Origin of the sequence: Streptomyces sp. NPDC052236, from assembly GCF_044548015.1 — a bacterium.
Lineage (GTDB): Bacteria > Actinomycetota > Actinomycetes > Streptomycetales > Streptomycetaceae > Streptomyces.
The window spans coordinates 248277-272271 of sequence record NZ_JBIUBL010000005.1; the positions used below are offsets into that span (position 1 = coordinate 248277).

Sequence of the window (23995 nt, forward strand, 5' to 3'; positions counted from 1 at the left end):
CTCACACTAACGCTCCTGGTTGTAGGTACTGCCCGGGCCGAAGCCCAGTCCGTTCGTGTCCGTCCCCGCGTTGCGTCCCTGCTGGACGCCGCGCCGCAGGTTGCTCAACCTGCCACGCACGTCCTCCGGGGCGCGGGAGACCTGGGGGCCCTCCTGCGGGGTCTGTTCCGCCTTGCCCTCGACGAGATTGGCCTTGGGCACCCGCCGCGGAAGCCCGGACGGGGTGACCCCGCCCGCCTTCGGCTCACGGAGCTTCTCCGCCCGCTGCCAGCGATCGTCGTTGGTCGAGCGCCAGTCCTCGGGGCCCGCGCTGTTCCCATTCCCATTGCTGCTGCTATTGCTACTGCTGTTGCCGTTGCTGCTGACGCCTTCCGGCTGGGCCGGCTCGGCGGGGAGCTGCCACTGCTGCGGGGACTCCGGCTGCGGTGACTGCGGTGACTGCGGTTGCTGCGGCTGCTGGGTGGAGCCGCGCCGCGGCAGACCGGCGTTGGTCAGCTCGTGGCTGCTGCTCGGGGACGGGCCCGGACGTTCGAAGCCTACGCTTTCGGGGACGTCTCCGGGAACGCTCGGCGCAGATTCCGATTCGGGCTGATACTCGGGCTGGTAGCCACCCTGGTAGGCGTTCTGGTCCGGCCACTCTGCCTGGTGGGGCTGGGGGGCGAACTGGCCGTCGTACTGCGGCTCCGGGGGCTGCAGCTCGTTGTAGTTGGCTTCCGCATACGGGGCTTGCGGGTGCTGCTGCTGGGGCTGGTGCTCCTGCTGCTGCTCGTGCTGCTCCTGCGGCTCGGCATAGCCGGTGGGCATCTCGAAGCCCTCGTACGCCTGCTGCTGGGGCTGCTGCTCCGGAACGTACTGCTGCTGCGTGTAGTCCTGGCCGTACTCAGGGGCAGGGGCGTACGCCTGCTGTTCCGGGGCGGGGGCGAACCCCTGCGCGGCCTGCACGCCCTGGTCGCCCGCTGTCGCCTGGGCCTCCAGCGCGGCACGGCGCTCCTTGCGCAGCAGCGAACGGCCCACCGGGTCGAGCTGCGGAGCGGGCTCCGAGGGGGTCTCGTAGCGGGAGTCGTCGAAGCCCAGTTCCGCGGCGGTCCGCATCGTGGGGCCCGGCAGCGGCGGAGGCTCGTACACCGCCTCCGGCTCCGGCATGATCTGCGAGAGCGTGAAGTCGTCCTCGGGCAGCGCCCCGCCACCGCCACCGTGGGTGATGGCGTCGGGCAGCATGACCAGCGAAGTGGTGCCCGCCTGCTCGCCCGAGGGGCGCAGCTGGACGCGTACACCGTGCCGGTCGGCCAGCCGGCCGACCACGAACAGGCCCATGCGCTGCGAGACCGCGGCGTCCACCGTCGGCGGGTTGGCCAGCTTGTGGTTGATGTCGGCGAAGTCCTCGGCGGTCAGGCCGATGCCCTTGTCGTGGATCTCGATCATGACCCGGCCGTCGGGCAGCCGGGTCGCGGTCACCCGGACCTTGGTCTGCGGCGAGGAGAACATCGTGGCGTTCTCCAGCAGCTCCGCCAGCAGGTGCACGAGGTCGGTCACGGCCTGGCCGTGGATCTCCGTCTCCGGGACGCCGGACAGCTCGATGCGCTCGTACGACTCCACCTCGGACGACGCGGCGCGCAGGACGTCGACCAGCGGTACCGGCTGGTTCCAGCGGCGGCCGGGCTCCTCACCCGCGAGGACGAGGAGGTTCTCGCCGTTGCGGCGCATACGGGTCGCCAGGTGGTCCAGCCTGAAGAGGTTCTCCAGCTGGTCCGGGTCGGCCTCGTTGTTCTCCAGGTCCGTGATGAGGGTCAGCTGGCCCTCGATCAGCGACTGGTTGCGGCGCGAGAGGTTGGTGAAGATCGCGTTGACGTTGCCCCGGAGCATGGCCTGCTCGGAGGCGAGCCGGACGGCCTCGCGGTGGACCTGGTCGAAGGCGCGGGCGACCTCGCCGATCTCGTCGCGGGTGTTGATGGGGATCGGCTGGACCCGGGTGTCGACGCGGCCCGGCTCCGTACGCGAGAGCTGGTCGACCAGCATCGGCAGCCGCTGCTCGGCGATGGAGAAGGCGGCCGTGCGCAGCTGGCGCATCGCGCGGCTCATCTGGCCCGCCATCAGCCCGGCCAGGATGAACGCGGTCAGCAGGGCGAGCAGGACGATGGCGCCGTTGATGATGGCGTCCTGCTTGGCGTCATCGGATATCGCGGCGGCCTCGGCCACGGCCTTGTTGACGAGGTCGGTCTCGACCTCGGTGTATCCGTCGAACTTGGCGGTGGCGGTCGCCATCCACGTCGCCGGGGTGATGCCCTGCCGTGCCAGCTGGTCGGCATCCTTGCTGGAGACGATGGCCTGAAGCATCGTGGCCATGGGCGGCGGGGCGACAAAGGGCTGGCCCGCGGTCGCCGCCTTTTGCTTCGCCTCGGCGACCTGCTTCGCGCCCTCCTCCTGTTTGGCCTTCATGACCGCTGTGAGCTGGGCGGCGTCCGCTTCCGTGCCACCCGAGACGTACTCCTGGAGGGCGATGCCCTCCAGATAGGCGTACGAGGTGAAGGCGGTGACCTGCCGGGTGTACGTGTTCGCGTCGGCGCTGGGCTTGACCAGCAGATGCATGCCGATGGAGCGCTGCAGCGATTCCGCTCCCTTGGCCAACGAAATAGCGTACACTGTACGGCCGTAGCTGGTGACGTTGCCTGTGCCGAGACCGAGTTCGTTGGAGAATTCCAGCAGCAGGTGCTCGATCTTGACGTAGCCCTCTTCGGTCTTCGTCGGGTCCTGCGAGGTGGTGTACGCCAGCTGGCGCAGTTGTTTCAAGCCAGGTTCCGCGGCATTGACCAGTTGCAGACGGCGCTCCAGGCCGTATCCCTTGGGCATGTCCTTGACAGCTTCGCGGAAGGCGGCGGCCGTCTGGTCGGTGGTGGCGCGCGCCTGCACTACCACCGGGTCGGTCCTCTTGCCCTCCAGTATCGGCTGGGCGGTGAGGTCACGCTCGTTCAGCAGGGCTGTGGAGTACTCCGAGGCGGAACGTACGATCCCGGCGATTTTCTCGGCGTCCTGCGCCTCGCTCCAGGTGTCGATGGACGACTTGACCTGAAAACCGCCCATCACCAGACCGACGAGAGCGGGTATGAGAAGGATGGCGTTCAGCCGGGTGGGGACCCGCCAGTTGCGGGGGGCCAGCCGGCTGCTGCTGCCGGCGGCCGGGGGCGGGGGTGGACTTGGCGTGTTCGCGGGCGACGCCGCTGTGCGCGTCGGCGGCGTGAAGTTACCCCGCGCCTGCTGCTGTGCGGAGCTCGTCATGCTTCGCCTCACTCGACCAACAACCTCTCGGCGCAGGCACCTACGATGTGCCGTGTTTCGTTCAGAGCCGTACTACGTGGGAGTTCATCGAATTCCAGCACGGGGAGTGGGTCCATTCCAAACACTTGGAATCAGCCATTCCGAGTGGCGTACACCTCAGATAAAACGGGCATAGAGAGCGAGCCCCGCCAAAAGGCTAGGTAAAGGTGAGCGCAGCGGTACCGGTCGTATGCAACGAGTGTGCGCGAGCTGCTATTTCTCTGTCGAAACGTTATGAACGCGGGAGCGGACCGTGTCAAAGGACACAGTCCGCCCACGCATAACTACGACAACTTCCGTATCCGGGCGTCTACTTTAGACGGGCCATCAGAGCGTGTTCGACGAGCGTGATCAGCGCGCTCTTGGCGTCCGCGCGGTGGCGGGCGTCGGTGGTGATGATCGGCGCGTCCGGGCCGATCTGGAGCGCCTCGCGCACTTCCTCCGGTGTGTACGGCTGGTGCCCCTCGAAGCCGTTGAGGGCGATGACGAAGGGCAGCCCGCTGTTCTCGAAGTAGTCGACCGCGGGGAAACAGTCGGCCAGCCTGCGGGTGTCGACCAGGACGACGGCGCCGATGGCGCCGCGGACCAGGTCGTCCCACATGAACCAGAAGCGGTCCTGTCCGGGGGTGCCGAACAGGTAGAGGATCAGATCCTGATCCAGGGTGATACGGCCGAAGTCCATGGCGACGGTTGTCGTCGTCTTGTCTCCGGTATGAGTGAGGTCGTCGATGCCCGCGGACGCGGACGTCATCACGGCCTCGGTACGCAGCGGGTTGATCTCCGAGACGGCCCCGACGAACGTGGTCTTGCCCACGCCGAAACCGCCCGCCACCACGATCTTCGCGCTGGTGGTCGATCGGGCCGCACCGCCACTAGAGCTTCCGAAGTCCACTGAGCACCCTTTCGAGCAGTGTCACATCCGGCGTGCCGCCGGCCTCGCCGTTACCCGGCTGATGGATCGCCACCATGCCCGCCTCCGCCAGGTCGGCCACGAGAATTCGCGCCACACCCAGGGGCATCGACAGCAGTGCCGACACCTCAGCCACCGACTTGACCTCGCGGCACAGGTGGCAGATTCGCTGGTGCTCGGGGAGCATCCCGGACATATGCGCCGGATCGGCCGTGGTGCTGACCAGTGCCTCAATGGCGAGCTGGTAGCGCGGCCGGGTCCGGCCGCCGGTCATGGCGTACGGACGGACCAGCGGCTGGTCGCCCTCGTATCCGTACGAGGCGTCGGCTGAGGCGCCGTACGGATCGTGAGAGGCGGGTGGCGGGGTCATTAATCCTCCGGGCGTGACAGCAAGTGGTCGGCGTGCCGTCTGACTGGGCCGGTGGGGGGCTGGTTTCGGCCTGACGGTGGCGTTTGGTGGCGCATACCTGAGAGTCCTGTGGGGAGGTCGGGCTCAGTGCAAGATGGATCCCTGGAGCTCGGCACGCAGATCCGGCGTGAGGACGCTGCCCGCGCGGTCGACGAGCAGTGCCATCTCGTAGCCCACGAGGCCGATGTCGCAGTCGGGGTGCGCGAGCACGGCCAGTGAGGACCCGTCGGAGACGGACATAAGAAAGAGGAAGCCACGTTCCATCTCGACGACGGTCTGGCTGACCGGACCGCCTTCGAAGATCCGGGACGCTCCCGCGGTCAGCGAGGTCAGTCCGGATGCCACGGCCGCCAGCTGATCGGCGCGGTCGCGGGGAAATCCTTCGGACATCGCCAGCAAGAGTCCGTCTGCGGAGACCACCACTGTGTGGGACACCCCTGGGGTGTTGTCCACGAAATTGGTGATCAACCAGTTCAGATTCTGCGCCGCCTGGCTCATCGGGCTCAACTAGTGCTCCTGCTGGTGTGTGGGGCCGAGGTTGAAGCTGCCGGTCGTCGAGTTGTTCTGCTGACGACCCTGCTGAATGCCCCGACGGAGATTGGTCAACCGGCCGCGTACGTCATCTGGAGCACGGGAAACCTGCGGACCGGCCTGGTGGTTCTGCTCCTGCGCGGTGCCCGGTACGAGGTTGGCTCGTGGGACCCGACGGGGCAGACCAGAGGTGGTGACGCCGCCGGCCGCGGGCTTTCTTACCCGCTCGGCCTGACGTACCAACTCGTCATTGGGCGAGGTGCGCCAGGACGCACCGATCGCGTGGGGTGCGTTGCCCGGGATTGCCGGGGTCGGCGGATTGGGAGGGGTGAGCGTATTGGACGATGTGGCCGGCAGGGCCGCGTTGGGCGCGCTCGGCCCGTTCGGCGCGGGGGTACGCCGCGGTATCGGCGGGGCGGAACGCTCCGACGGCTGCTGCTGTTGCTGCGGGTCGGCGGATCCGCGCGGCTGCTCGGCGGGCCGGCCGCCACCCTGCTGGCCGCTGCCGTACTGGCTGTCGTCCTGCTGGTTGCCGCTTTGCTGGTTGCCGCTCTGCGGGCCGTGGAACCAGTTTGTCTCCAGGGTGTCGTAAAGCGGCGTACGGCCGTCGCCGGGACCGGCCGGCGGCAGGGCGTCCTGCTGCGGCTTCGGCGCTTCCCCATAGCCTTCGGCAGGGGAGGCACCCCCCATGTCGGGGCGGTCGGGGCGGGCGAACTGATTCACCGGCGCGGGGGCCGCGTAGCCCGAGTTGTTCGCCGCGCTGGGCGCGCCGAACACATCGGGACGTACGAACTGCCCGGTGGAACCGGCTCCGGCTCCACCACCCTGGCGTGGGGCCGGGTTACCGCCCCGCGGCGGCGGCCCGCTGAAGTCCGGCCGCGAGAACTCGGCCGTGGCAGCGGGACCGTGACTGGAGTCGTAGTCCTCGTGACCGCGCGGCGCGTCCGCGGGCTGCTGCTGCGGTACGGGCGGCTGCTCACCCCAACCGGTGCCCCGGGGCTGCTGCTGGCGCTGCGGCTCGTCCTGCCGGGGCACCGGGTTGCCGCCCGGCAGTTCGGCGCGCGGGCCGCCGGGGGGCGGCAGCTGCCTGCCGCGGTCGCCCGGAGCGCCCTGCGGTGAACTGTTGAGGCGCGCGTCCTGACGTGCCGGAGTGTGCTGCGCGCCGCTGCGGCCGGTGCCCGAGCCGAAGGCGCCGGCGAGACCGCCGCCCGGCCCCTGACCCTGGCCTTGTCCCGGCCCCTGTCCCTGGCCCTGCTGGTTGTTACGGGCCGGGGGAGCGGGCTGCGCGGGCAGCGCGGGACGCGGGGGCGCGCCTGCGCCGACCTGGCCGCGCGGCGCACCGGCGGGCGGTCGCCCACCGGACGGCGCGCCGCCGAAAGCACCCGCGGACGACGGACCGCCGAAGGCGCCGCCGGACGACGGACCGCCGAAGCCGGAAGCGCCGCCACCGCCGTTGAGACCGGGAGAGCCGGAACCGACCGGGCCGCCGGGAGCGCCGGCCGGCCGGCCGCCGCCGATTCCCCCCGGACCGTTCGGCCCGGGGGGAACCGAGCCCTGGCCGGGCGTGCCGGACATGGCCGGAACCTTCTTGCCGCCCTGGGCGACATCGACGGGAAGCATGACCAGCGCCGTCGTACCACCGGAGTCGGAGGGACGCAGCTGGATGCGGATGCCGTGTCGCAGGGACAGCCGGCCGACCACGAACAGACCCATGCGTCGCGACACCGAGACATCCACGGTGGGCGGCGAGGCGAGCCGTTCGTTGATCGCCGCGAGGTCCTCGGGCGAGAGGCCGATGCCGGTGTCGTGGATCTCGACGAGCACCCGCCCGTCGGGCAGCGCGTGACCGGTGACACGGACCTTGGTCTGCGGGGAGGAGAAGGAGGTCGCGTTCTCCAGCAGCTCTGCCAGGAGGTGCACAAGGTCGTTGACGACGCGTCCGGCGACCTCGGTCGTGGGGACCGAGGACAGCTCGATGCGCTCGTACTGCTCCACCTCGGAGGCGGCGGCGCGGAGCACGTCGACCAGCGGGACCGGCCGGGTCCACCGGCGGCCCGGCTCCTCGCCCGCGAGGACGAGGAGGTTTTCGCCGTTCCGGCGCATACGGGTCGCGAGGTGGTCCAGCTTGAAGAGGGAGGACAGCTGGTCCGGGTCGGCCTCGCGGGACTCCAGTTCGGAGATGAGCGAGAGCTGACGCTGGATGAGGCCCTGGCTGCGGCGCGAGAGGTTGGTGAACATCGCGTTGACGTTGCCCCGGAGAAGGGCCTGCTCGGCGGCGAGGCGGACGGCCTCGCGGTGCACGTCGTCGAAGGCCGCGGCCACCTGGCCGATCTCGTCCCGGGAGTGCACACCGACGGACTCGACCGAAGTGTCGACGTCCTGCGGGTCGGACTCGGAGAGCTGGGCGACCAGCTCGGGCAGGCGCTCCTGGGCGACCTTGGTCGCGGTGTCCTGGAGCCTGCGCAGCGAGCGGATCATGGAGCGGGCCACGACGAAGGCGCCGACGAGCGAGACACCGAGGACGACGAGGATGAGCGCGCCGTTGATGATCGCGTCGCGCTGCGACTCTTCCTTCAGCTCGCGGGCCTTGCCCTCCATCTCGCCCAGCAGCGTGGCCTCGATGGTCTTCATCGCGTTGATGCGGACCGAGTAGTCGTCGGTCCAGTCCAGGTAGGTCCGCGCGGGCTGGCCCGCCAGAGCGTCCTTGTTGCGGAGCACGCGCTCGGCGAACTCCTCGGACTTGCCGATCGTGGGGTTGCCCTCTTCCAAGGGAGCCAGCAGCTCGACGGCGTTGCCGCCGGAGGACTCGTAGATCGTCTGGAAGGCGTCGATCTGCGACTGGGACTGCTCCAGGGCGGACTTGCCGTAGAGCCGGTCGGGCTCGGTGAGGCCCGGGGCCTTGGCATCGCGCTGGCCGGGCAGGGCCGCGGCGATGATCGCGCGCTGGATGGAGGCGAACTCCTTGGCGGAGGAGAAGGCCGCCAGGGCGCGCGTCCGCTTGATCATCTCCGGGTTGCTGGTCGCCTGCGCCATGTCCGCGGAGAGACTCAGCAGCGACTCGATCAGCAGGCTGTAGTTCTCCACGGTGGTGGACTGGGGAATGCTGCCCCCGGCGTACGCCTCTTTGCGGATGGAGCCGAGCGAGTTGATCTGCGAGGCGATCCGGATCGCGTTCGCCCGGATGGACTCAAGCGCGTCATCCCCCTCCGTATTGGGGATGTCGCGGGTGGTCTCAAGGAAGGACTTCCTTGCCCGTTCGCTCGCCGCGCGCGGCCCCTCGATCTGGAAGTTCGTCACGGGCAGGCCGTTGGACAGCGGTCCGGCGGACGCGTCCCGCTCCGTCTGGAGCGCCTGCGCCAGCTCGGTCGCTTGCTCGGTCATCGTGGTCAGCAGCTGCATGTGTTCCAGCTGCTGCATGTCTTCCAGCGAATCGGTGATGCGGAGTCCGCCCAGCGCGGTCGCGGCGACGACCGGGAGGGTCAGCAGGGAGACCAGTCGCGTGCTGATGCGCCAGTTGCGCAACGCTAGGCGTGAACCGGTGTCCGTGGGTCCTTTGGATTTGAGCGGGGGCTTGGCCCCGTCGGCCCCGGGCGGCGCCGCGCCGGGGCGCGTCGCACCGCGGTCACCACTGTCGCCGGAGGCCGTCGGGCCATGGGCAGACGAGTTGGTTTGACCTGCCTGACCCTGACCGGCCTGGTTTTGGGCGTGCTGGGGCGAGGAGCCGCGGTCGGTCCCGCCACGCGACTCGTGGTCCGCGGCAGCTTCCCCTCGGCCCTGGCGGGCCTGGGGAGACCCCATGCCATCCCTCTTGAAACGTCCCTGCACTGGCGTCGCAACCTCTGGACCAGGCGTCCCCCCGCGCATGGCGGTGGACGGTGTCGGCGTCGTGGAGCGCAGAACGCGCCCCAAGGTGGTCTGGTGAGTGACCGGCGCTGCCTCCCCTTCCCCGCCACTCGGCGCTGCGTTGCGCCCTTGCGCGCCGGTCTGAAACCTGCGGCGGTGCGTGGAATTCCAGCACAGTGCAGGATCTCCAACAAGAGCCGCGTACCGGGCTGTGACCTGGGTGACGCGCTGTGAAGAATGGGTCACCAAACGTAGAGGGATTTCACGGAGGAAACGGACTATTCCTTACGAGTTCCTTAGGTGGAGGGGGTGTCCCAGTCGCCATGATCAGGAGCGGAATATTAGCGTCCGTGACGCAATGTCCGTTTCCTTACCCATCGGCCGCTGTCGCGAATGGTGGAATTGTCCTGCGTCCCGTGAGGAAACTCACATGGAGATCGGGGTCTGCCTTCGGCCTTGGCGGGGAATTGGATGTTTAGCCTGACGCTTTACAGGGACAGGCGATTCGTCAAGCCGCGGCCCGAAAGCCGCCGGAAGGCGGTCCGAAGTCGATTCGCCGTGCCACTGCGTCACCACACCAACACCGTCCGTCCATTATCGGCGCCCGCTGAAGCGCCCCGTACCGACAAGGTCTGAGAACAACAGATGAAGACGATGATGTTCCGCAACATAGCCAACCCCCGTCGCACCACGCTGGCGCACCTCGAGGACGCCACCGGACTGGAGACGCCGGAGCAGCCGGAGCACACAGTCGATCTTCCGACCCGGACGGCCAACCCCCGCCGCACGATTCTGATGGACGCCCCCGCGCAGTAATGCGCCGGGCGGTGCGCGCACCCGCGTTAGCCTGGGGCGTCAGACTCCAGCAGCGTAAGCAGTAGTAGAGGGGCACCCGCATCCCGTGCGCATCGCCAGGTTCTCCATCGACGGCAATGTCGCCTTCGGCGCGGTCGAGGGCGAAGGAACCGATCCATCCGGATCAGGTGGCCTCGTCCTCGACATCATCAAGGGCATCCCGTTCGCGGACTTCGAACTCTCCGGTACGAAGGTCCCGCTGAGCAAGGTCCGGCTGCTGCCGCCGGTGCTTCCCAGCAAGGTTGTGGCCTTCGGCCGCAACTACGCGGAACACGCGGCGGAGCTCGGCAACGAGGTGCCGGACGAGCCGTTCGCGTTCTTCAAGCCGTCCACTTCGGTGGTCGGTCCCGGCGACCCGATCGCGTACCCCTCCTTCTCGCAGGAGCTGCACCACGAGGCCGAACTGGCCGTGGTCATCGGCCGTATGTGCCGCGAGGTCCCGCGTGAGCGCGTCAAGGACGTCATCCTCGGCTACACCTGCGCCAACGACGTCACCGCGCGTGACGTCCAGAAGCGCGAGAAGCAGTGGGCGCGAGCCAAGGGCTTCGACGGCGCCTGCCCGCTCGGCCCCTGGGTGGAGACCGACCTCGACCCCGGCGACCTGGTCATCCAGTGCACGGTCAACGGCGAACAACGCCAGCTCGGCAGTACGAGCCAGATGATCCACTCCATCGAGGATCTGATCGTCAACATCTCCGAGGCCATGACGCTGCTCCCGGGCGACGTCATCCTCACGGGCACCCCCGCCGGGGTCGGCCCCCTGAACGTCGGCGACGAGGTCGCCGTCACCATCCAAGGCATCGGCACTCTCACCAACAAGGTGATCAAGCGTGGTTAACCGCCCCGTCCGCGTACGTTTCTGTCCCTCGCCGACCGGCAACCCCCATGTGGGGCTGATCCGCACCGCCCTGTTCAACTGGGCGTTCGCCCGGCACAACGGCGGCAGCCTGGTCCTCCGCATCGAGGACACCGACGCCGCCCGCGACTCCGAGGAGTCCTACCACCAGCTCCTCGACTCGCTGCGCTGGCTGGGCCTCGACTGGGACGAGGGCCCCGAGGCCGGCGGCCCGCACGCGCCCTACCGCCAGTCGGAGCGGATGGATCTCTACCGTGACGTGGCGCAGCGGCTGCAGGCCGGGGGTTACGCGTACGAGTGCTTCTGCACCGCGGTCGAGCTGGAGGCCCGCCGCGACGCGGCCCGCCTGGCCGGCAAGCCCTCCGGTTACGACGGCACCTGCCGCAACCTCAGCGCCGAGCGCATCGCGCGGTACAAGGCCGAGGGCCGGGACTCCATTGTCCGGTTCAAGATGCCCGACGAGCCGATCACCTTCACGGACCTGGTCCGCGGCGAGCTGACCTTCACCGCAGACAACGTCCCGGACTACGGCATCGTCCGGGCCAACGGCGCGCCGCTCTACACGCTGGTCAACCCGGTCGACGACGCGCTGATGGAGATCACGCACGTCCTGCGCGGGGAGGATCTGCTCTCCTCCACCCCCCGCCAGATCGCGTTGTACCAGGCGTTGACGGAGCTCGGCATCGCCAAGAGCACGCCCGCGTTCGGCCACCTTCCGTACGTCATGGGCGAGGGCAACAAGAAGCTCTCCAAGCGCGACCCGCAGGCGTCCCTGAACGTCTACCGCGAGCGCGGCTTCCTGCCCGAGGGCCTGCTGAACTATCTCTCGCTGCTCGGCTGGTCCTTCTCCGCCGACCAGGACGTCTTCTCGATGTCCGAGATGGTCGAGCGGTTCGACATCGTGGACGTCAACGCGAACCCGGCGCGCTTCGACGTGAAGAAGGCGGAGGCGATCAACGCCGACCACATCCGCCGGCTGGACGTGAAGGCCTTCGCCGAGGCGTGCACGCCGTGGCTGCGGGCACCGCACGCGCCCTGGTCCCCGGAGAACTTCGACCAGACGGCGTGGGAGGCGATCGCCCCGTACGCCCAGACCCGGGTGACCGTGCTGTCGGACATCACGGCGAACGTGGACTTCCTGTTCCTGGACGCGCCGGTCGAGGACGAGGCGTCCTGGACGAAGGCGATGAAGCAGGGCTCGGACGCGTTGCTCCGCACGGCGCGCGAGAAGCTGGTGGAGGCGGACTGGTCCAGCGCCGAGTCCCTGAAGAACGCGGTCCTGGCGGCGGGCGAGGCCCATGGCCTCAAGCTGGGCAAGGCGCAGGCCCCGGTGCGCGTGGCGGTCACAGGCCGGACGGTCGGCCTGCCGCTGTTCGAGTCCCTGGAGATCCTGGGCCGGGAGCGGACGCTGTCGAGGATTGACGCGGCGCTGACGAAGCTGGCGGCTGCCTGAGGGCTGGGGCGGCTGACGCCTGACGCTTGACGGCTGTGTAGTGCGCAGTACGTACTGCGGACTGCGCAGTGCGCACGAAGGGGCGGGCCTCGCACGTGGCGAGGATCCGCCCTTTCGTGTGTCTCCGGACGCTGGTATTCAGTTGTATTCTGCCGCCATGGCCGACACGACGATAAAGATCACTGAAGAGGCGCGGGACCGGCTCCGGCTGCTGGCGGAGGAGCGTGGAGTGAGCACGCGCGCCTTCGTCGAACGACTGGCCGCGACGACGCCCACGGAGGCGGAACGGGCCGAGCACACGGCACGGGGAATCGCTTACGTACGTGCCAATCTGCGGCCTGATCTGAAGGACGACGATGTGCGCGAGGCCCAGGTGTGGCGCGCCGCGATCGCCGCCGGGCGCATCGGGGAGCGTAGGTGATTTTTCTTGATCACACTGCGGTGCTTGCCCTGTGCCGGGGCCACCGATTGCTGTCGGGCATCGCCGTGGTGGAGGTGCCCGATCCGGCGCAGCGCGCCCATGTTCCGGCACTGTGCCTGGTGGCCGCGAGTCTCGATCTGCCGGGGGCTAACGCGCATGTCGGGGCCCTGCCCGGCCTGGAATTCCTGCCGCTCGACTTCGCCGCCGCGGCGGCTGTCGAGGATGCCGTCGCGGCGGGCGTCGACTGGCGCTACTCGCATGCCGTCTTTGCCTCTGTGTCGGGTGCGGCCGAAGGCCAAGTGCTGACCGCGACCCCGGACGCCTACGACGGAACCGGGGTGTGGGCGGTCGACATCGGCAAGCCCTGAGCGTCCGGACTTCATGCGGCAGAGCGGCCCAGGATCTTGGGCCGCTCTGTGCGGCTGTCGGAAGCCGCGCGCAACGCGCACCCGACGGGCAATCACAACTTCTTTTGTTAGAAGCGTTGACGAAACCCACGGCCGCTTCTAGCTTCAACGCGTCGTATTCCGTACGTCATATATGAGACGCGATATGGAGGTCCCAAGCAGCCCATGACTTCTGACCTCTGCGCCGACGTCGATCCGTCCCGCACTCAGTACGTGCGACCTCGCCCCTGAGCCGACTCACCGAGTCATCCTGACCCCGCGTCAGCATGCCGTTCAGCAAGCGCTTACTGCTCAGCTCCCAGCAAAGGACGGTGCACCCGATGCCCACCCCGAGAGTCCGTCACTCCCTCCAAGTCGCCCTGGTGGTACCCCTGCTGGCCGCACTCGGAGCCCCCGCCTCCGCGGACGCCCGGGACCTGAGCCGCGAGACCCTCGCCGCCGACGACGGCTGGGCGGCTGCCGACGGCGGTACCACCGGGGGCGCCGCCGCCGATGAGGCGCACGTCTTCACCGTACGCAACCGGGCCGAGCTGGCCCGCGCGCTGGACGGCGGCAGCGCGACCCCGAAGATCATTCGGATCGCGGGCGCCATCAACGCGAACACGGACGACCGGGGGCGGCGCCTGGACTGCTCCGACTACGCCACCGACGGCTACAGCCTGAAGCAGTACCTGGCCGCATACGACCCCCGCACCTGGGGCGCCGCCAAGCCCTCCGGGCCCCAGGAGGACGCCCGCAAGGCATCAGCGGCCCGGCAGGCCGAGCGCGTCGAGCTCGCGGTCGGGTCCCACACCACCATCGTCGGGCTCGGCGGCAACGCCGTACTGGAGGGCGCCAGCCTCCAGGTCGCCAATGCCGACAACGTCATCATCCGCAACGTGGAGCTGCGCGACGCCTACGACTGCTTCCCCGCCTGGCAGCCCAACACCGGCGGCCTCGGCGACTGGAAGACCGCGTACGACACCCTCTGGGTGCGCGGCGCCACCCACGTCTGGATCGACCACATCACCGCCTCGGACGGCAAGCGCCCCGACGCGAAGGAACCCACCTACTTCGGCCGCAACTACCTGCGCCACGACGGGCTGCTGGACATCACCAACGGCTCCGACCTGGTCACCGTCTCCTGGAGCCGGTTCGTCGACCACGACAAGGCGATGCTCATCGGCAACAGCGACTCCGCGACCGGCGACCGCGGCAAGCTGCGCATCACCCTGCATCACAACGAGTTCGAGTCCGTCGTGCAGCGCGCCCCGCGCGTCCGCTTCGGCCAGGTGCACCTCTACAACAACCGCTACGTCGTTCCCGAGGACGTCCACGACTACCGCTACTCGTGGGGCGTCTCCACCGAGTCCGCGATTTACGCCGAGAACAACGCCTTCACCACCCCCGGCCATATCGAGGCCGCCGACCTGGTGAAGAGCTGGAACGGCAGTGCGCTGCACCAGACCGGCACGCTGTTCAACGGCTTCCCCGTCGATCTGCTGGCGATCAACAACTCGTACAACTCCGGCAGCGAACGCGACTTCACGGCCGACGTGGGCTGGGTTCCCGCCCTGCACGGCCGCGTCGACGGCGCGGCGAAGGCGGACCGCGACGTCGCACGCGGCGCGGGCGCCGGAGAACTCCGCTGAACACGAGCACCGCCGCGCGAACGTAACCGATTGCACCCTCACGCCTGTTGGGAGTCCGCATGACGCACCTCAACCTGAATAGCAAGCGCTTGCGCGCACGAGCGGTCGCCGCCGTCGTCGCCCTGTCCGCCGCGCTGGGGCTGACCGCTCTGAGCCCCGTACAGACCGCCGAGGCGGCCGAACCGGCAGCGGTAAGCGCTTCCGGCCCGCTCGCGCCGGGAGCGGGGCACGACCGGCTGTGGCCCGACACCGCGCACGGCTTCGCCTCCCTCGTCGGCGGCACCACCGGCGGAGCGGGCGGCAAGGTTGTCACCGTCACCGACCAGGCCGCCCTCGCCGCGTACGCGGCGGCCGAAGGCCGTTACATCATCCGGGTCAAGGGGGCCATCGCCTTCGAGCCGTTCGGCTCCGAAGTCGTCGTGACCTCGGACAAGACCATCGTCGGCGTCGGCGACACCGGCGAGATCGTCCAGGGCGAGCTGAACCTCAACCCCGGCACGAGCAACGTCATCATCCGCAATCTGACGATCCGTGATTCGGCGATCGACGGCGACTGGGACTGCAAGACCACCGACTTCGACGGCATCCGCATGGACACCGTCCACCACGTCTGGATCGACCACAACCGCTTCTCGCGGATCTGCGACGGCCAGCTCGACATCCGCAAGGACAGCGAGTACATCACCGTCTCCAACAACCGCTTCGAGAACAACAACAAGACCTTCGGCATCGGCTGGACGCCGAACGTCAAGACTCAGATCACCATCGACCACAACTGGTTCAACGGCACCAAGCAGCGCAACCCGTCCGCCGACGACTGCGCCTACGCGCACCTCTACAACAACTACCTGTCGGCCCAGGCCGACCCGGGCGATCCGGTCTGGACGTACGGCAACTGGTCGCGCGGTCAGACCAAAATGGTGATCGAGAACAGCTACTACAAGGACGTCCAGCACCCCTACCAGGCCGATGCCACCGCCGAACTCGTACAGCGCGGCTCGATCCTGAAGAACACGACCGGCCGACACGACACGCTGGGCACCGCCTTCAACCCGCGTGACTTCTACGACTACCGGCTGGACCCGGCCGCCGCCGTCCCGGCGCTGGTACGGAAGTTCTCCGGCCCGCAGCCGACCATCGGCACGAACACCGTGCTGAACGTCCCGCGCGACTACCCGACCGTGCAGGCCGCCGTGGACGCCGTGCCCGTGGGCAACGACTCCACCGTCACGCTGAAGCTGGCCCCGGGCACGTACCGCGAGAAGGTCCGCATCCCGGCGACCAAGCCGCGACTCGCGCTGCGCGGAATGGGCAAGGACCGCTCCCAGACGAAGATCGTGTACGACACCCCGGCGGCGCAGGGCGGTTCGACCGGCAGCGCCACCGTGCTGATCGCCGCCAGTGACGTCACCGCGCACAACCTCACCTTCGCCAACGACTTCGACGAGGCCGCGCACGAGATCAGCGGCGAACAGGCCCTCGCCATGAAGACCACCGGCGACCGCATCGTCTTCGACGACACCGCCTTCCTGGGTAACCAGGACACGCTGATGACCGACACCCCCAAGCTGAACATCATCAGCCGCGTCTACATCCGCGACTCCTACATCGAGGGCGACGTCGACTTCATCTACGGGCGCGCCACCACCGTGATCGAGAAGTCCGTCATCAAGGCGCTCAGCCGTGGCTCCGCCACCAACAACGGCTACATCACGGCGGCTTCGACCTGGAAGGAGAACCCCTACGGGTTTCTGATCACCGGGTCGAAGGTCGTCAGCGACGCGCCCGCCGACTCGTTCCACCTGGGCCGCCCCTGGCACCCGGGCGGCGAGCCCAACGCCATCGCGCAGGTGCTGTTCCGCGAGACCCGGCTGCCCGCGGCGATCAAGGCGTCGCCGTGGACGGACATGAGCGGTTTCTCGTGGAAGGACGCGCGCTTCACGGAGTACCGCACCTACGGTCCGGGCGCCACCGAGACCGCCGACCGGCCCCGGATGGGCAACGCGGAGGCGGCGCTGCACACGGTCACCGACTACCTGTCCGGTTCGGACGGCTGGGCCCCGCACCGCCGCTAACACGAGTGGAAGGCAGGACACACATGACCACTACCCGCCGAACCCTGATAGCGGCACTCGCGGGCGTTCCGCTCGCGGCAGCCGTGACCCAGGCCGCCGTCGCAGACCCCCGTGCCCGGCGCACGCTCTACATCGCCGGTGACTCCACCGCCGCCCAGAAGTACGCCACCGCTGCCCCCGAGACCGGCTGGGGCATGGCACTGCCCTTCTTCCTGCACCGGGATCTTCGCGTCGACAACCACGCGGTGAACGGTCGCAGTTCGAAGAGCTTCATCGACGAGGGACGGCTGGCCGCCATCCTGGAGACGATCCGGCCGGGAGACCTCCTCCTGGTCCAGTTCGCCCACAACGACGAGAAGTCCGAGGACCCCACGCGCTACACCGAGCCCTGGACGACGTACCAGGACCGCCTGCGTGAGTACGTGAACGGGGCGAGGGCGCACGGGGCGCGGCCCGTGCTGGCCACCGCGGTCGAGCGCCGGAGGTTCGACGCCGCGGGCAACGCCCTGCCCACCCACCGCGACTATCCGGCGGCGATGCGGGCCCTCGCGCAGCAGGAGGGTGTGGCGCTGCTCGACACTCAGGCGCTGTCCCTGGCGCTGTGGCAGCAGCTTGGTGTCGAGGAGACGAAGCGGTACTTCAACTGGACCGCGACCGAGCAGGACAACACCCACTTCAACCCGCCCGGCGGGATCGCGGTGGCCCGGCTGGTCGCCCGGCAGCTGGTGGCGCAGCGGGTGCTGAGGGCGCGGGATGTGCGCCGCCTGGACGACGAGATCCCTGAGTCCTGGATCACCTGGCCGACCGCGTAAGCACCACGCACCGCACCGCACCGCATCACATCGCACCGCATCACACCGCACCGCACCGCACCGAAGGAGCAGCACCATGCGCAGTCACCACCCCGGCGCCCATTCTCCGCTGAGCAGGCGTTCGTTGCTCGTCGCCGGCACAGGCGCGGCGCTCGCCTTGGGCGTGTCGGCCCCGGCCCGCGCCGACGAAGGCACCGCTCCCGCCACCGCCATCACCGCCGGCCGCCCCTTCGGCTGCTACGGCTCCCCGGCCGCGCGCCTCACCGCCCTGACCCTGTACGTCCACCAGGGCGGCGCGGGCGACTTCACGACCGTGCAGGCGGCGGTGGACGCCGCCGTCGGCAGCGGCTACACCCTGGTCCTGGCCCCCGGGACGTACCGCGAGATCGTCAGCATCACCGCAGCCCGCGAGGGCCTGACCCTCATCGGCGCGAGCCAGAACCCACGCGACACGGTCATCGTGTACGACAACGCGGCAGGCACCCCGGTCCCGGGCGGCGGCGGAGCCACCTATGGAACCTCCGGCTCCGCGACCACCACCGTCCGGGCGGCGGACTTCACCGCGCGCGGGATCACCTTCGCCAACGACTGGCTGCGCTCGGACAACCCCGAGTACACCGGCACCCAGGCCGTGGCGATCAAGGTGATGGGCGACCGCTCGGCGTTCCACCACTGCCGTTTCCTGGGCCACCAGGACACCCTGTACCCGGACACGCTGAACCTGGCGCTCGTCGCCCGCCAGTACTTCTCGCACTGTTACGTGGAGGGCGACGTCGACTTCGTCTTCGGGCGGGCCACCGCCGTATTCGCCCACTGCCACTTCCACACGCTGGACCGGGACGTCTCCTTCAAGCCCGAGGGCATGGTCTTCGCGCCGTCCACGGCTCGCGCCACGGCGTACGGCTACCTGGCCGTGAAGTGCCGTATCACCAGCGGCGCGGAGGACGGCGCGTACAAGCTGTCCCGCCCGTGGGTGCCCAGCTCCGACATCACGGCGTGGCCGTCCCTGGTGGTCCGCGAGAGCTGGTTCGGGCCCGGCATCGACGCGGTCACGCCGTATACGAACATGCGGGCTGAATATCCGTGGCAGTCGCAGCGGTTCGCGGAGTACCGCAACTTCGGCCCCGGCGCGGAGATCTCCGTACCGGAGAACCGGCCGCAGCTCACGCGCCGGCAGGCCCGGACGCACACCCCGGCCGCGTACCTGGGTGACTGGAGGCCCTATGCGTAGGGCCGCTGTCGTCGCGGCGCTGCTGGCCTGCGCACTGCTGCCGACGAATACGGCTACGGGGGCCACCGGACCGGCCCCCGTAGCCGGGTGGGCATCCCTGAACGGCTCCACCACCGGCGGCGTGGGCGCCGCCCCCGCATCCGTATGGACGGTGTCGACCCGCGCCGAACTGAAGACCGCCCTCGCCAACCACGGTGACCCGACCGCACCCAAGGTCATCCGGGTGGTGGGGGACATCAACGGCCACGAGAGAGACGACGGAACGCTGCTCGGCGAACAGGACTACGCGCCCGGTTACGACCTGGCCAAGTACATGTCCTGCTTCGGCGAGGACGGCACCGAGTGGTCCGACACCCGCTACGACTACTGCAAACCGCAGCGCACCCTGCGCCAGAACGGCTCCAACAAGGAGAAGCTCCAGATCCAGCTGACCGTGCCCAGCAACACCACGCTGGTCGGGCTCGGCGGCAGCGCACGGTTGCTCGGGGTCTTCCTGACCGTCAACACCGGCACCAACATCGTCGTACGGAATCTCCACCTCGAAGCGCCAGTGGACCACTTCACCACCTGGTCGCCGGGAGACGGGGAACAGGGCAACTGGAACGCCCGCTTCGACGCGATGACCGTGGTCACCGGCAAGAACATCTGGGTCGACCACTGCACCTTCACCGACGGCCGCTTCCCCGACCGGAAGGCTCCCGTCGGCTTCCACGGCAAGCCGGTCCAGCACCACGACGGGCTGCTCGACATCGAGGACGGCTCGGACTTCATCACGGTCTCCGACAGCCGGTTCACCGACCACGACAAGGCGCTCCTCATCGGCTCGGGCGACGGGCGGGGCGACCGTGATCGCGGACATCTGAAGGTCACCTTCATCCGCAACCTCTTCACCGACATCGGGCAGCGCGCCCCGCGCGTCCGCTTCGGGCAGGTGCACGTCGTCAACAACGTGTACCAGGGCCGGGCGGCGGACACGGTGTACGCCCTCGGCATCGGCCTGGAGTCGGCGATCGTCTCCGAGCGGAACGTCTTCGCGTACGCGGGACCGGGCGCCGAAGCCGGTGTGGCGGTCGCGAACTACGGGGGCACCCGCTTCCGTGACACGGGCTCCTGGCTGAACGGCCGCCGGACCGACCTCAACGCCGCGGCAGCGGCCGAGGTGGGAGACGCCTTCACCACGGACACCGGCTGGGACCCGGCCGAGGTCTACCGCTACCGCCCGCTGAAGTCGGCGGCGGCGGTGTACCTGTACGTCCTGCACCACTCGGGACCAGAAAGGAATCGGCGCTCATGAATCGACGCGCCTTCGTGTCACTGGCTTCGCTCTCCCCTCTGCTCCCGGCGACCTCGGCGGTCGCGGCACCCTCTGCCGTGCCTGTCCCTGGTCCCGGCGGCCTGACCGAGAAGGTCCTCCCCGCCTTCTACGAGCAGCTGAAGGACGAACTGACCTTTCCCCTGGCCTGGGAGAACTCCCGCACCAAGGACTTCCGGACCTGGCGCGCGGCGGCCCGCGCCCGGGTCGAGGAGTCGCTGCTCCAGCCGCGCCCCCGGGACACCACCCCGTTCGCGCCGAAGACGATCGACGAACAACCCACGGCCCGATACCGCCGCCGCACGGTGGAATTCACCCTCAGCCGCTACGGCCGCGCCCGCGGCTCACTGCTCCTCCCGCACGGCAGGGGCCCTTTCCCCGCCGTGCTCCTCCTCCACGACCATGGCTCCAAGTTCGACATCGGCAAGGAGAAACTGATCCGCCCGTGGGCGGACGAGACCCGCCTCGCGTCCGCGCAGGCGTGGTCCGCGAAGTACTTCAGCGGCCGTTTCGTGGGCGACGAACTGGCGGCACGCGGCTACGCGGTCCTGGCGGTGGACGCCCTCGGCTGGGGCGACCGCGGCCCGCTCACCTACGAGGACCAGCAGGCCCTGGCGGCCAACTTCTACAACCTGGGCTCTTCCCTGGCCGGCCTCATGGCCCACGAGGATACCCGCGCGGCCGCCTTCCTGGCTTCCCTCCCCGAGGTGGACGACACCCGCGTGGCCGCACTGGGCTTCTCGATGGGCGCGTACCGCGCCTGGCAGGTCGCCGCCCTGTCCCGGCACATCCGCGCCACGGTCGCCGTCTGCTGGATGACCACGCTGAAGGAGATGATGGTCCCCGGCAACAACACCCTGCGCGGCCAGTCGGCCTACTACATGCTCCACCCGGGCATCTACCGCCACCTGGACATCCCGGACATCGCCTCCCTGGCAGCCCCACGCCCGGCGCTGTTCCACGCGGGGGCGCTGGACGGCCTGTTCCCGCAGGCGGGGGTGACCGCCGCGTACGCGAAGATGCGCGCGGTCTGGGAGTCGCAGCGCGCGGGCGACCGCCTGACGACGAAGGTCTGGCCTGACCACGCGCATGTCTTTACAGCCGACATGCAGGACGAGGCGTACGCCTGGCTGGACACCTGGGCCGCGGGGTGACGGAACGCGTCTGTGGCCGCCCCAGAAGGGACGGCCACTACGCGGAAGCGCAATTTGCCCGGTACCGCAGTGGCCTGTCCGCCCTGCTCGCGTCGATCAAGGCAAAGGGCGGTCGGAGCTGCTCGGTGGCCTACTCGTTGCGATCAGGACCCGCGCACTTCCCGCCACGCTCGCCGCCTGAGGCGCACGGCAGAGTAGATTCGGGTCATGCCGATACGCGCGGTTCTCTGGGACGTGGACGACACGATCTTCGACTACAGCGGCGCCGACCGCATCGGCATGCGGCACCACCTCGACAGTGAGGGCATGCCCGCCGGATACGAATCCGTCGACCAGGCCCTCGACGCGTGGCGCGAGATCACCGACGTCCACTGGGCCCGCTTCGCCGACGGGGAGACCGACTTCCAGGGGCAGCGCCGCGACCGGGTGCGGTCCTTCCTCGGTACGGCGCTGAGCGACGCCGACGCCGACGACTGGTTCTCTCGACACGCCGGCCACTACGAGGCCGCCTGGTCCCTCTTCCCGGACACCGTGCCCGTCCTGGACGTCCTCGCCGACGACTACCGGCATGCCGTCCTGTCGAACTCCAGCATCCACAACCAGGACCGCAAGCTGCGCGTTCTCGGCGTACGGGACCGCTTCGAGGCCGTCGTGTGCGCCGTCGAGCTCGGGGTGTCCAAGCCCGAGCCCGGTGCCTTCCACGCCGCCTGCGACGCGATCGGCCTGGCGCCGCAGGAGGTTGCGTACGTGGGGGATCATCCCGATATCGACGCGCGCGGCGCCGTCGCCGCCGGGCTGGCCGGGATCTGGCTGGACCGCACCGGCCTCGGCGGGCGGCCCGAGCTCACCCGGATCACCGGGCTCGGTGAGCTTCCTGGGCTGTTGCGCGGCGATACCCGTTTTGGAGCGCCGGACACCTTCAGGTAATGTTCTTCCTGCGCCGCTCGCAAAGACCAAGAGGTCCGATCGGAGGGCGCAAGCCAAATAAACCCCCTCCTGGGGGTTGTGTTTTGGTGGGCTATGGTGTAATTGGCAGCACGACGGTTTCTGGTTCCGTTAGTCTAGGTTCGAGTCCTGGTAGCCCAGCTCGCAGAGTAAGTCCTCTGCAAAGCCCCCGTTGTGTAGCGGCCTAGCACGCTGCCCTCTCACGGCAGTAGCGCCGGTTCGAATCCGGTCGGGGGTACAGATCCATCCCGTTGATCATCAGGGTCGCACCCATTGATCACGCGGTGACATCACCCGGTTCCGCCGGGTGGGATCGCTAGGGCCCCCGTTGTGTAGCGGCCTAGCACGCTGCCCTCTCACGGCAGTAGCGCCGGTTCGAATCCGGTCGGGGGTACTGGTATAAACCATGGGCTATGGTGTAATTGGCAACACGACGGTTTCTGGTTCCGTTGTTCTAGGTTCGAGTCCTGGTAGCCCAGCACAGTCGTACAGCTCGGCAGTCGAGCTGCCGCGGCAGTCAGCTAGCCCCCGTTGTGTAGCGGCCTAGCACGCCGCCCTCTCAAGGCGGTAGCGCCGGTTCGAATCCGGTCGGGGGTACGTACCGATCAGGCCCTCCGCGAAATGCGGGGGGCCTCCTCGCGTCAGTGCCTTCCTCGCGCGCCATGCCCGGCGGGATAATCCGTCCATGGATCCTGCCTGCGGCCCGGAACCTCTCATACGTACCGCGGAGTTGCGCATCCTGCGTCTCTGCCGGCCGCCGGGGCTGCGCATAGAAGGCGTGGTCGACCTCCGCACCCACCGCCACCTGCGCACCGCGCTCGACGTCATCGCCCCGACCGACGGCGACCTCCAACTGGAGCTCTCCCGGCTGGAGTACCTCGACATCGGCGGACTGCGGATGCTGATTTCCTTCGCCGGCACGCGAGATGAGGGTCACCACGTGGAGCTGACCGGCCTCGCCCCGCACCTGCGGAATGTGATCGCCCTCGTCGGCTGGGACGAGACGCCCGGTCTCCGGCTGGGAGCCCACCGCGCAAATTAGCGCCGGTGGAAGCCGGTGGAAGCCGGTGGAATCAGCCGGTGCGGCGCAGCGCCTCGCTCAGCCGACCCGCCGCGTCGATCACCGCCTGCGCGTGCATACGCCCCGGGTGCCGGCTCAGCCGCTCGATCGGCCCCGACACCGAGACCGCCGCGACCACGCGGTTCGAGGGCCCGCGCACGGGCGCGGAGACCGACGCCACCCCCGGCTCCCGCTCGCCGATCGACTGGGCCCAGCCCCGCCGCCGTACGCCCGACAGGGCCGTCGCCGTGAAGCGCGCCCCCTGCAGTCCGCGGTGCAGGCGCTCCGGCTCCTCCCACGCCATCAGGATCTGGGCCGATGAGCCCGCCTTCATGGTGAGCGTCGAGCCGACCGGCACGGTGTCCCGCAGCCCGGACAGCCGCTCCGCCGCCGCCACGCAGATCCGCATGTCGCCCTGGCGGCGGTAGAGCTGCGCGCTCTCGCCGGTGACGTCACGGAGGTGGGTCAGCACCGGGCCCGCCGTCGCCAGCAGCCGGTCCTCACCCGCCGCCGCGGCCAGCTCCGCCAGCCGCGGGCCGAGAATGAACCGGCCCTGCATGTCCCTCGCCACCAGACGGTGGTGTTCCAGTGCCACGGCCAGACGGTGTGCCGTGGGTCGTGCCAGCCCTGTCGCCGCGACCAGCCCGGCGAGGGTGGCCGGACCGGACTCCAGTGCGCTCAGTACCAGAGCTGCCTTGTCGAGAACGCCGACGCCGCTAGAGTTGTCCATGCAACGATATTCACGTCTCACACTGTGAAACGCAAGTTCAATTTTCCG

At 69.1% G+C, this 23995-nt stretch carries 19 protein-coding genes and 5 tRNA genes; 18 read left to right on the forward strand and 6 right to left on the reverse strand.

The window, feature by feature from the left end; translation table 11 throughout:
• Window positions 1–6: 6 nt before the first annotated feature.
• The 5 genes from ACIHCQ_RS11635 to ACIHCQ_RS11655 all read right to left on the reverse strand — a co-directional run bounded on the left by ACIHCQ_RS11635 (window position 7) and on the right by ACIHCQ_RS11655 (window position 8960).
• Entirely contained in the window at window positions 7–3285 is a 3279-nt protein-coding gene (locus ACIHCQ_RS11635; RefSeq protein WP_399660633.1) for a nitrate- and nitrite sensing domain-containing protein, read from the reverse strand.
• 337 nt (window positions 3286–3622) lie between these two features.
• Window positions 3623–4204 (reverse strand): GTP-binding protein, encoded by a 582-nt coding sequence (locus ACIHCQ_RS11640; protein ID WP_399660636.1) that lies wholly within the window; start codon window positions 4202–4204, stop codon window positions 3623–3625.
• Window positions 4185–4592 (reverse strand): DUF742 domain-containing protein, encoded by a 408-nt coding sequence (locus ACIHCQ_RS11645; protein WP_399660639.1) that lies wholly within the window; start codon window positions 4590–4592, stop codon window positions 4185–4187. The genes ACIHCQ_RS11640 and ACIHCQ_RS11645 overlap by 20 nt, the downstream gene beginning before the upstream one ends.
• A gap of 123 nt (window positions 4593–4715) precedes the next feature.
• Complete coding sequence (locus ACIHCQ_RS11650; protein WP_399660890.1) at window positions 4716–5129, reverse strand: roadblock/LC7 domain-containing protein; 414 nt, start codon at window positions 5127–5129, stop codon at window positions 4716–4718.
• Between the two features lie 9 nt (window positions 5130–5138).
• Window positions 5139–8960, reverse strand: a complete 3822-nt coding sequence (locus tag ACIHCQ_RS11655; protein ID WP_399660641.1) for a nitrate- and nitrite sensing domain-containing protein — start codon at window positions 8958–8960, stop codon at window positions 5139–5141.
• A 690-nt stretch (window positions 8961–9650) separates the two neighbouring features.
• Here ACIHCQ_RS11655 and ACIHCQ_RS11660 point away from each other — a divergent pair.
• The 18 genes from ACIHCQ_RS11660 (at window position 9651) to ACIHCQ_RS11745 (ending at window position 23199) form a co-directional block, all read left to right on the forward strand.
• Complete coding sequence (locus tag ACIHCQ_RS11660) at window positions 9651–9821, forward strand: hypothetical protein (protein ID WP_399660643.1); 171 nt, start codon at window positions 9651–9653, stop codon at window positions 9819–9821.
• An 85-nt stretch (window positions 9822–9906) separates the two neighbouring features.
• Window positions 9907–10698 (forward strand): fumarylacetoacetate hydrolase family protein, encoded by a 792-nt coding sequence (locus ACIHCQ_RS11665; protein ID WP_399660646.1) that lies wholly within the window; start codon window positions 9907–9909, stop codon window positions 10696–10698.
• On the forward strand, window positions 10691–12169 hold the full coding sequence (gltX, locus tag ACIHCQ_RS11670) for a glutamate--tRNA ligase (RefSeq protein ID WP_399660649.1): 1479 nt from the start codon (window positions 10691–10693) through the stop codon (window positions 12167–12169). The genes ACIHCQ_RS11665 and gltX overlap by 8 nt, the downstream gene beginning before the upstream one ends.
• 157 nt (window positions 12170–12326) lie before the next feature.
• Entirely contained in the window at window positions 12327–12590 is a 264-nt protein-coding gene (locus ACIHCQ_RS11675) for a hypothetical protein (protein WP_399660652.1), read from the forward strand.
• On the forward strand, window positions 12587–12958 hold the full coding sequence (locus ACIHCQ_RS11680) for a hypothetical protein (protein ID WP_399660655.1): 372 nt from the start codon (window positions 12587–12589) through the stop codon (window positions 12956–12958). The genes ACIHCQ_RS11675 and ACIHCQ_RS11680 overlap by 4 nt, the downstream gene beginning before the upstream one ends.
• Before the next feature lie 359 nt (window positions 12959–13317).
• Window positions 13318–14628: a polysaccharide lyase family 1 protein gene (locus ACIHCQ_RS11685; RefSeq protein ID WP_399660658.1), complete on the forward strand. Its 1311-nt coding sequence runs from the start codon at window positions 13318–13320 to the stop codon at window positions 14626–14628.
• A gap of 59 nt (window positions 14629–14687) precedes the next feature.
• Window positions 14688–16703, forward strand: a complete 2016-nt coding sequence (locus ACIHCQ_RS11690; RefSeq protein ID WP_399660661.1) for a pectinesterase family protein — start codon at window positions 14688–14690, stop codon at window positions 16701–16703.
• Between the two features lie 23 nt (window positions 16704–16726).
• Window positions 16727–17515, forward strand: a complete 789-nt coding sequence (locus ACIHCQ_RS11695; RefSeq protein WP_399660664.1) for a rhamnogalacturonan acetylesterase — start codon at window positions 16727–16729, stop codon at window positions 17513–17515.
• Between the two features lie 76 nt (window positions 17516–17591).
• Window positions 17592–18746 (forward strand): pectinesterase family protein, encoded by a 1155-nt coding sequence (locus ACIHCQ_RS11700; RefSeq protein WP_399660667.1) that lies wholly within the window; start codon window positions 17592–17594, stop codon window positions 18744–18746.
• Entirely contained in the window at window positions 18739–20040 is a 1302-nt protein-coding gene (locus tag ACIHCQ_RS11705; protein WP_399660671.1) for a polysaccharide lyase family 1 protein, read from the forward strand. The genes ACIHCQ_RS11700 and ACIHCQ_RS11705 overlap by 8 nt, the downstream gene beginning before the upstream one ends.
• Window positions 20037–21212, forward strand: a complete 1176-nt coding sequence (locus tag ACIHCQ_RS11710) for a dienelactone hydrolase family protein (protein WP_399660674.1) — start codon at window positions 20037–20039, stop codon at window positions 21210–21212. Before ACIHCQ_RS11705 ends, ACIHCQ_RS11710 begins: the two co-directional genes overlap by 4 nt.
• A gap of 207 nt (window positions 21213–21419) precedes the next feature.
• A complete protein-coding gene (locus ACIHCQ_RS11715) occupies window positions 21420–22139 on the forward strand; it encodes an HAD family hydrolase (RefSeq protein WP_399660675.1) in 720 nt (239 codons plus the stop codon).
• 87 nt (window positions 22140–22226) lie between these two features.
• A tRNA-Gln gene (locus ACIHCQ_RS11720) sits at window positions 22227–22298 on the forward strand.
• Window positions 22299–22322: 24 nt separating this feature from the next.
• Window positions 22323–22395 (forward strand) — tRNA-Glu (locus tag ACIHCQ_RS11725).
• Window positions 22396–22478: 83 nt separating this feature from the next.
• Window positions 22479–22551, forward strand: a tRNA-Glu gene (locus tag ACIHCQ_RS11730).
• Window positions 22552–22564: 13 nt separating this feature from the next.
• Window positions 22565–22636, forward strand: a tRNA-Gln gene (locus ACIHCQ_RS11735).
• A gap of 45 nt (window positions 22637–22681) precedes the next feature.
• Window positions 22682–22754: transfer RNA gene (locus ACIHCQ_RS11740), tRNA-Glu, on the forward strand.
• Between the two features lie 88 nt (window positions 22755–22842).
• Complete coding sequence (locus ACIHCQ_RS11745) at window positions 22843–23199, forward strand: STAS domain-containing protein (RefSeq protein WP_399660679.1); 357 nt, start codon at window positions 22843–22845, stop codon at window positions 23197–23199.
• A gap of 31 nt (window positions 23200–23230) precedes the next feature.
• Here the strand turns inward: ACIHCQ_RS11745 and ndgR are convergent, their stop codons facing one another.
• The gene (ndgR, locus tag ACIHCQ_RS11750) at window positions 23231–23947 is read right to left on the reverse strand and encodes an IclR family transcriptional regulator NdgR (protein WP_399660682.1); all 717 of its coding nucleotides are present in this window, start codon (window positions 23945–23947) and stop codon (window positions 23231–23233) included.
• Window positions 23948–23995 lie beyond the last annotated feature (48 nt).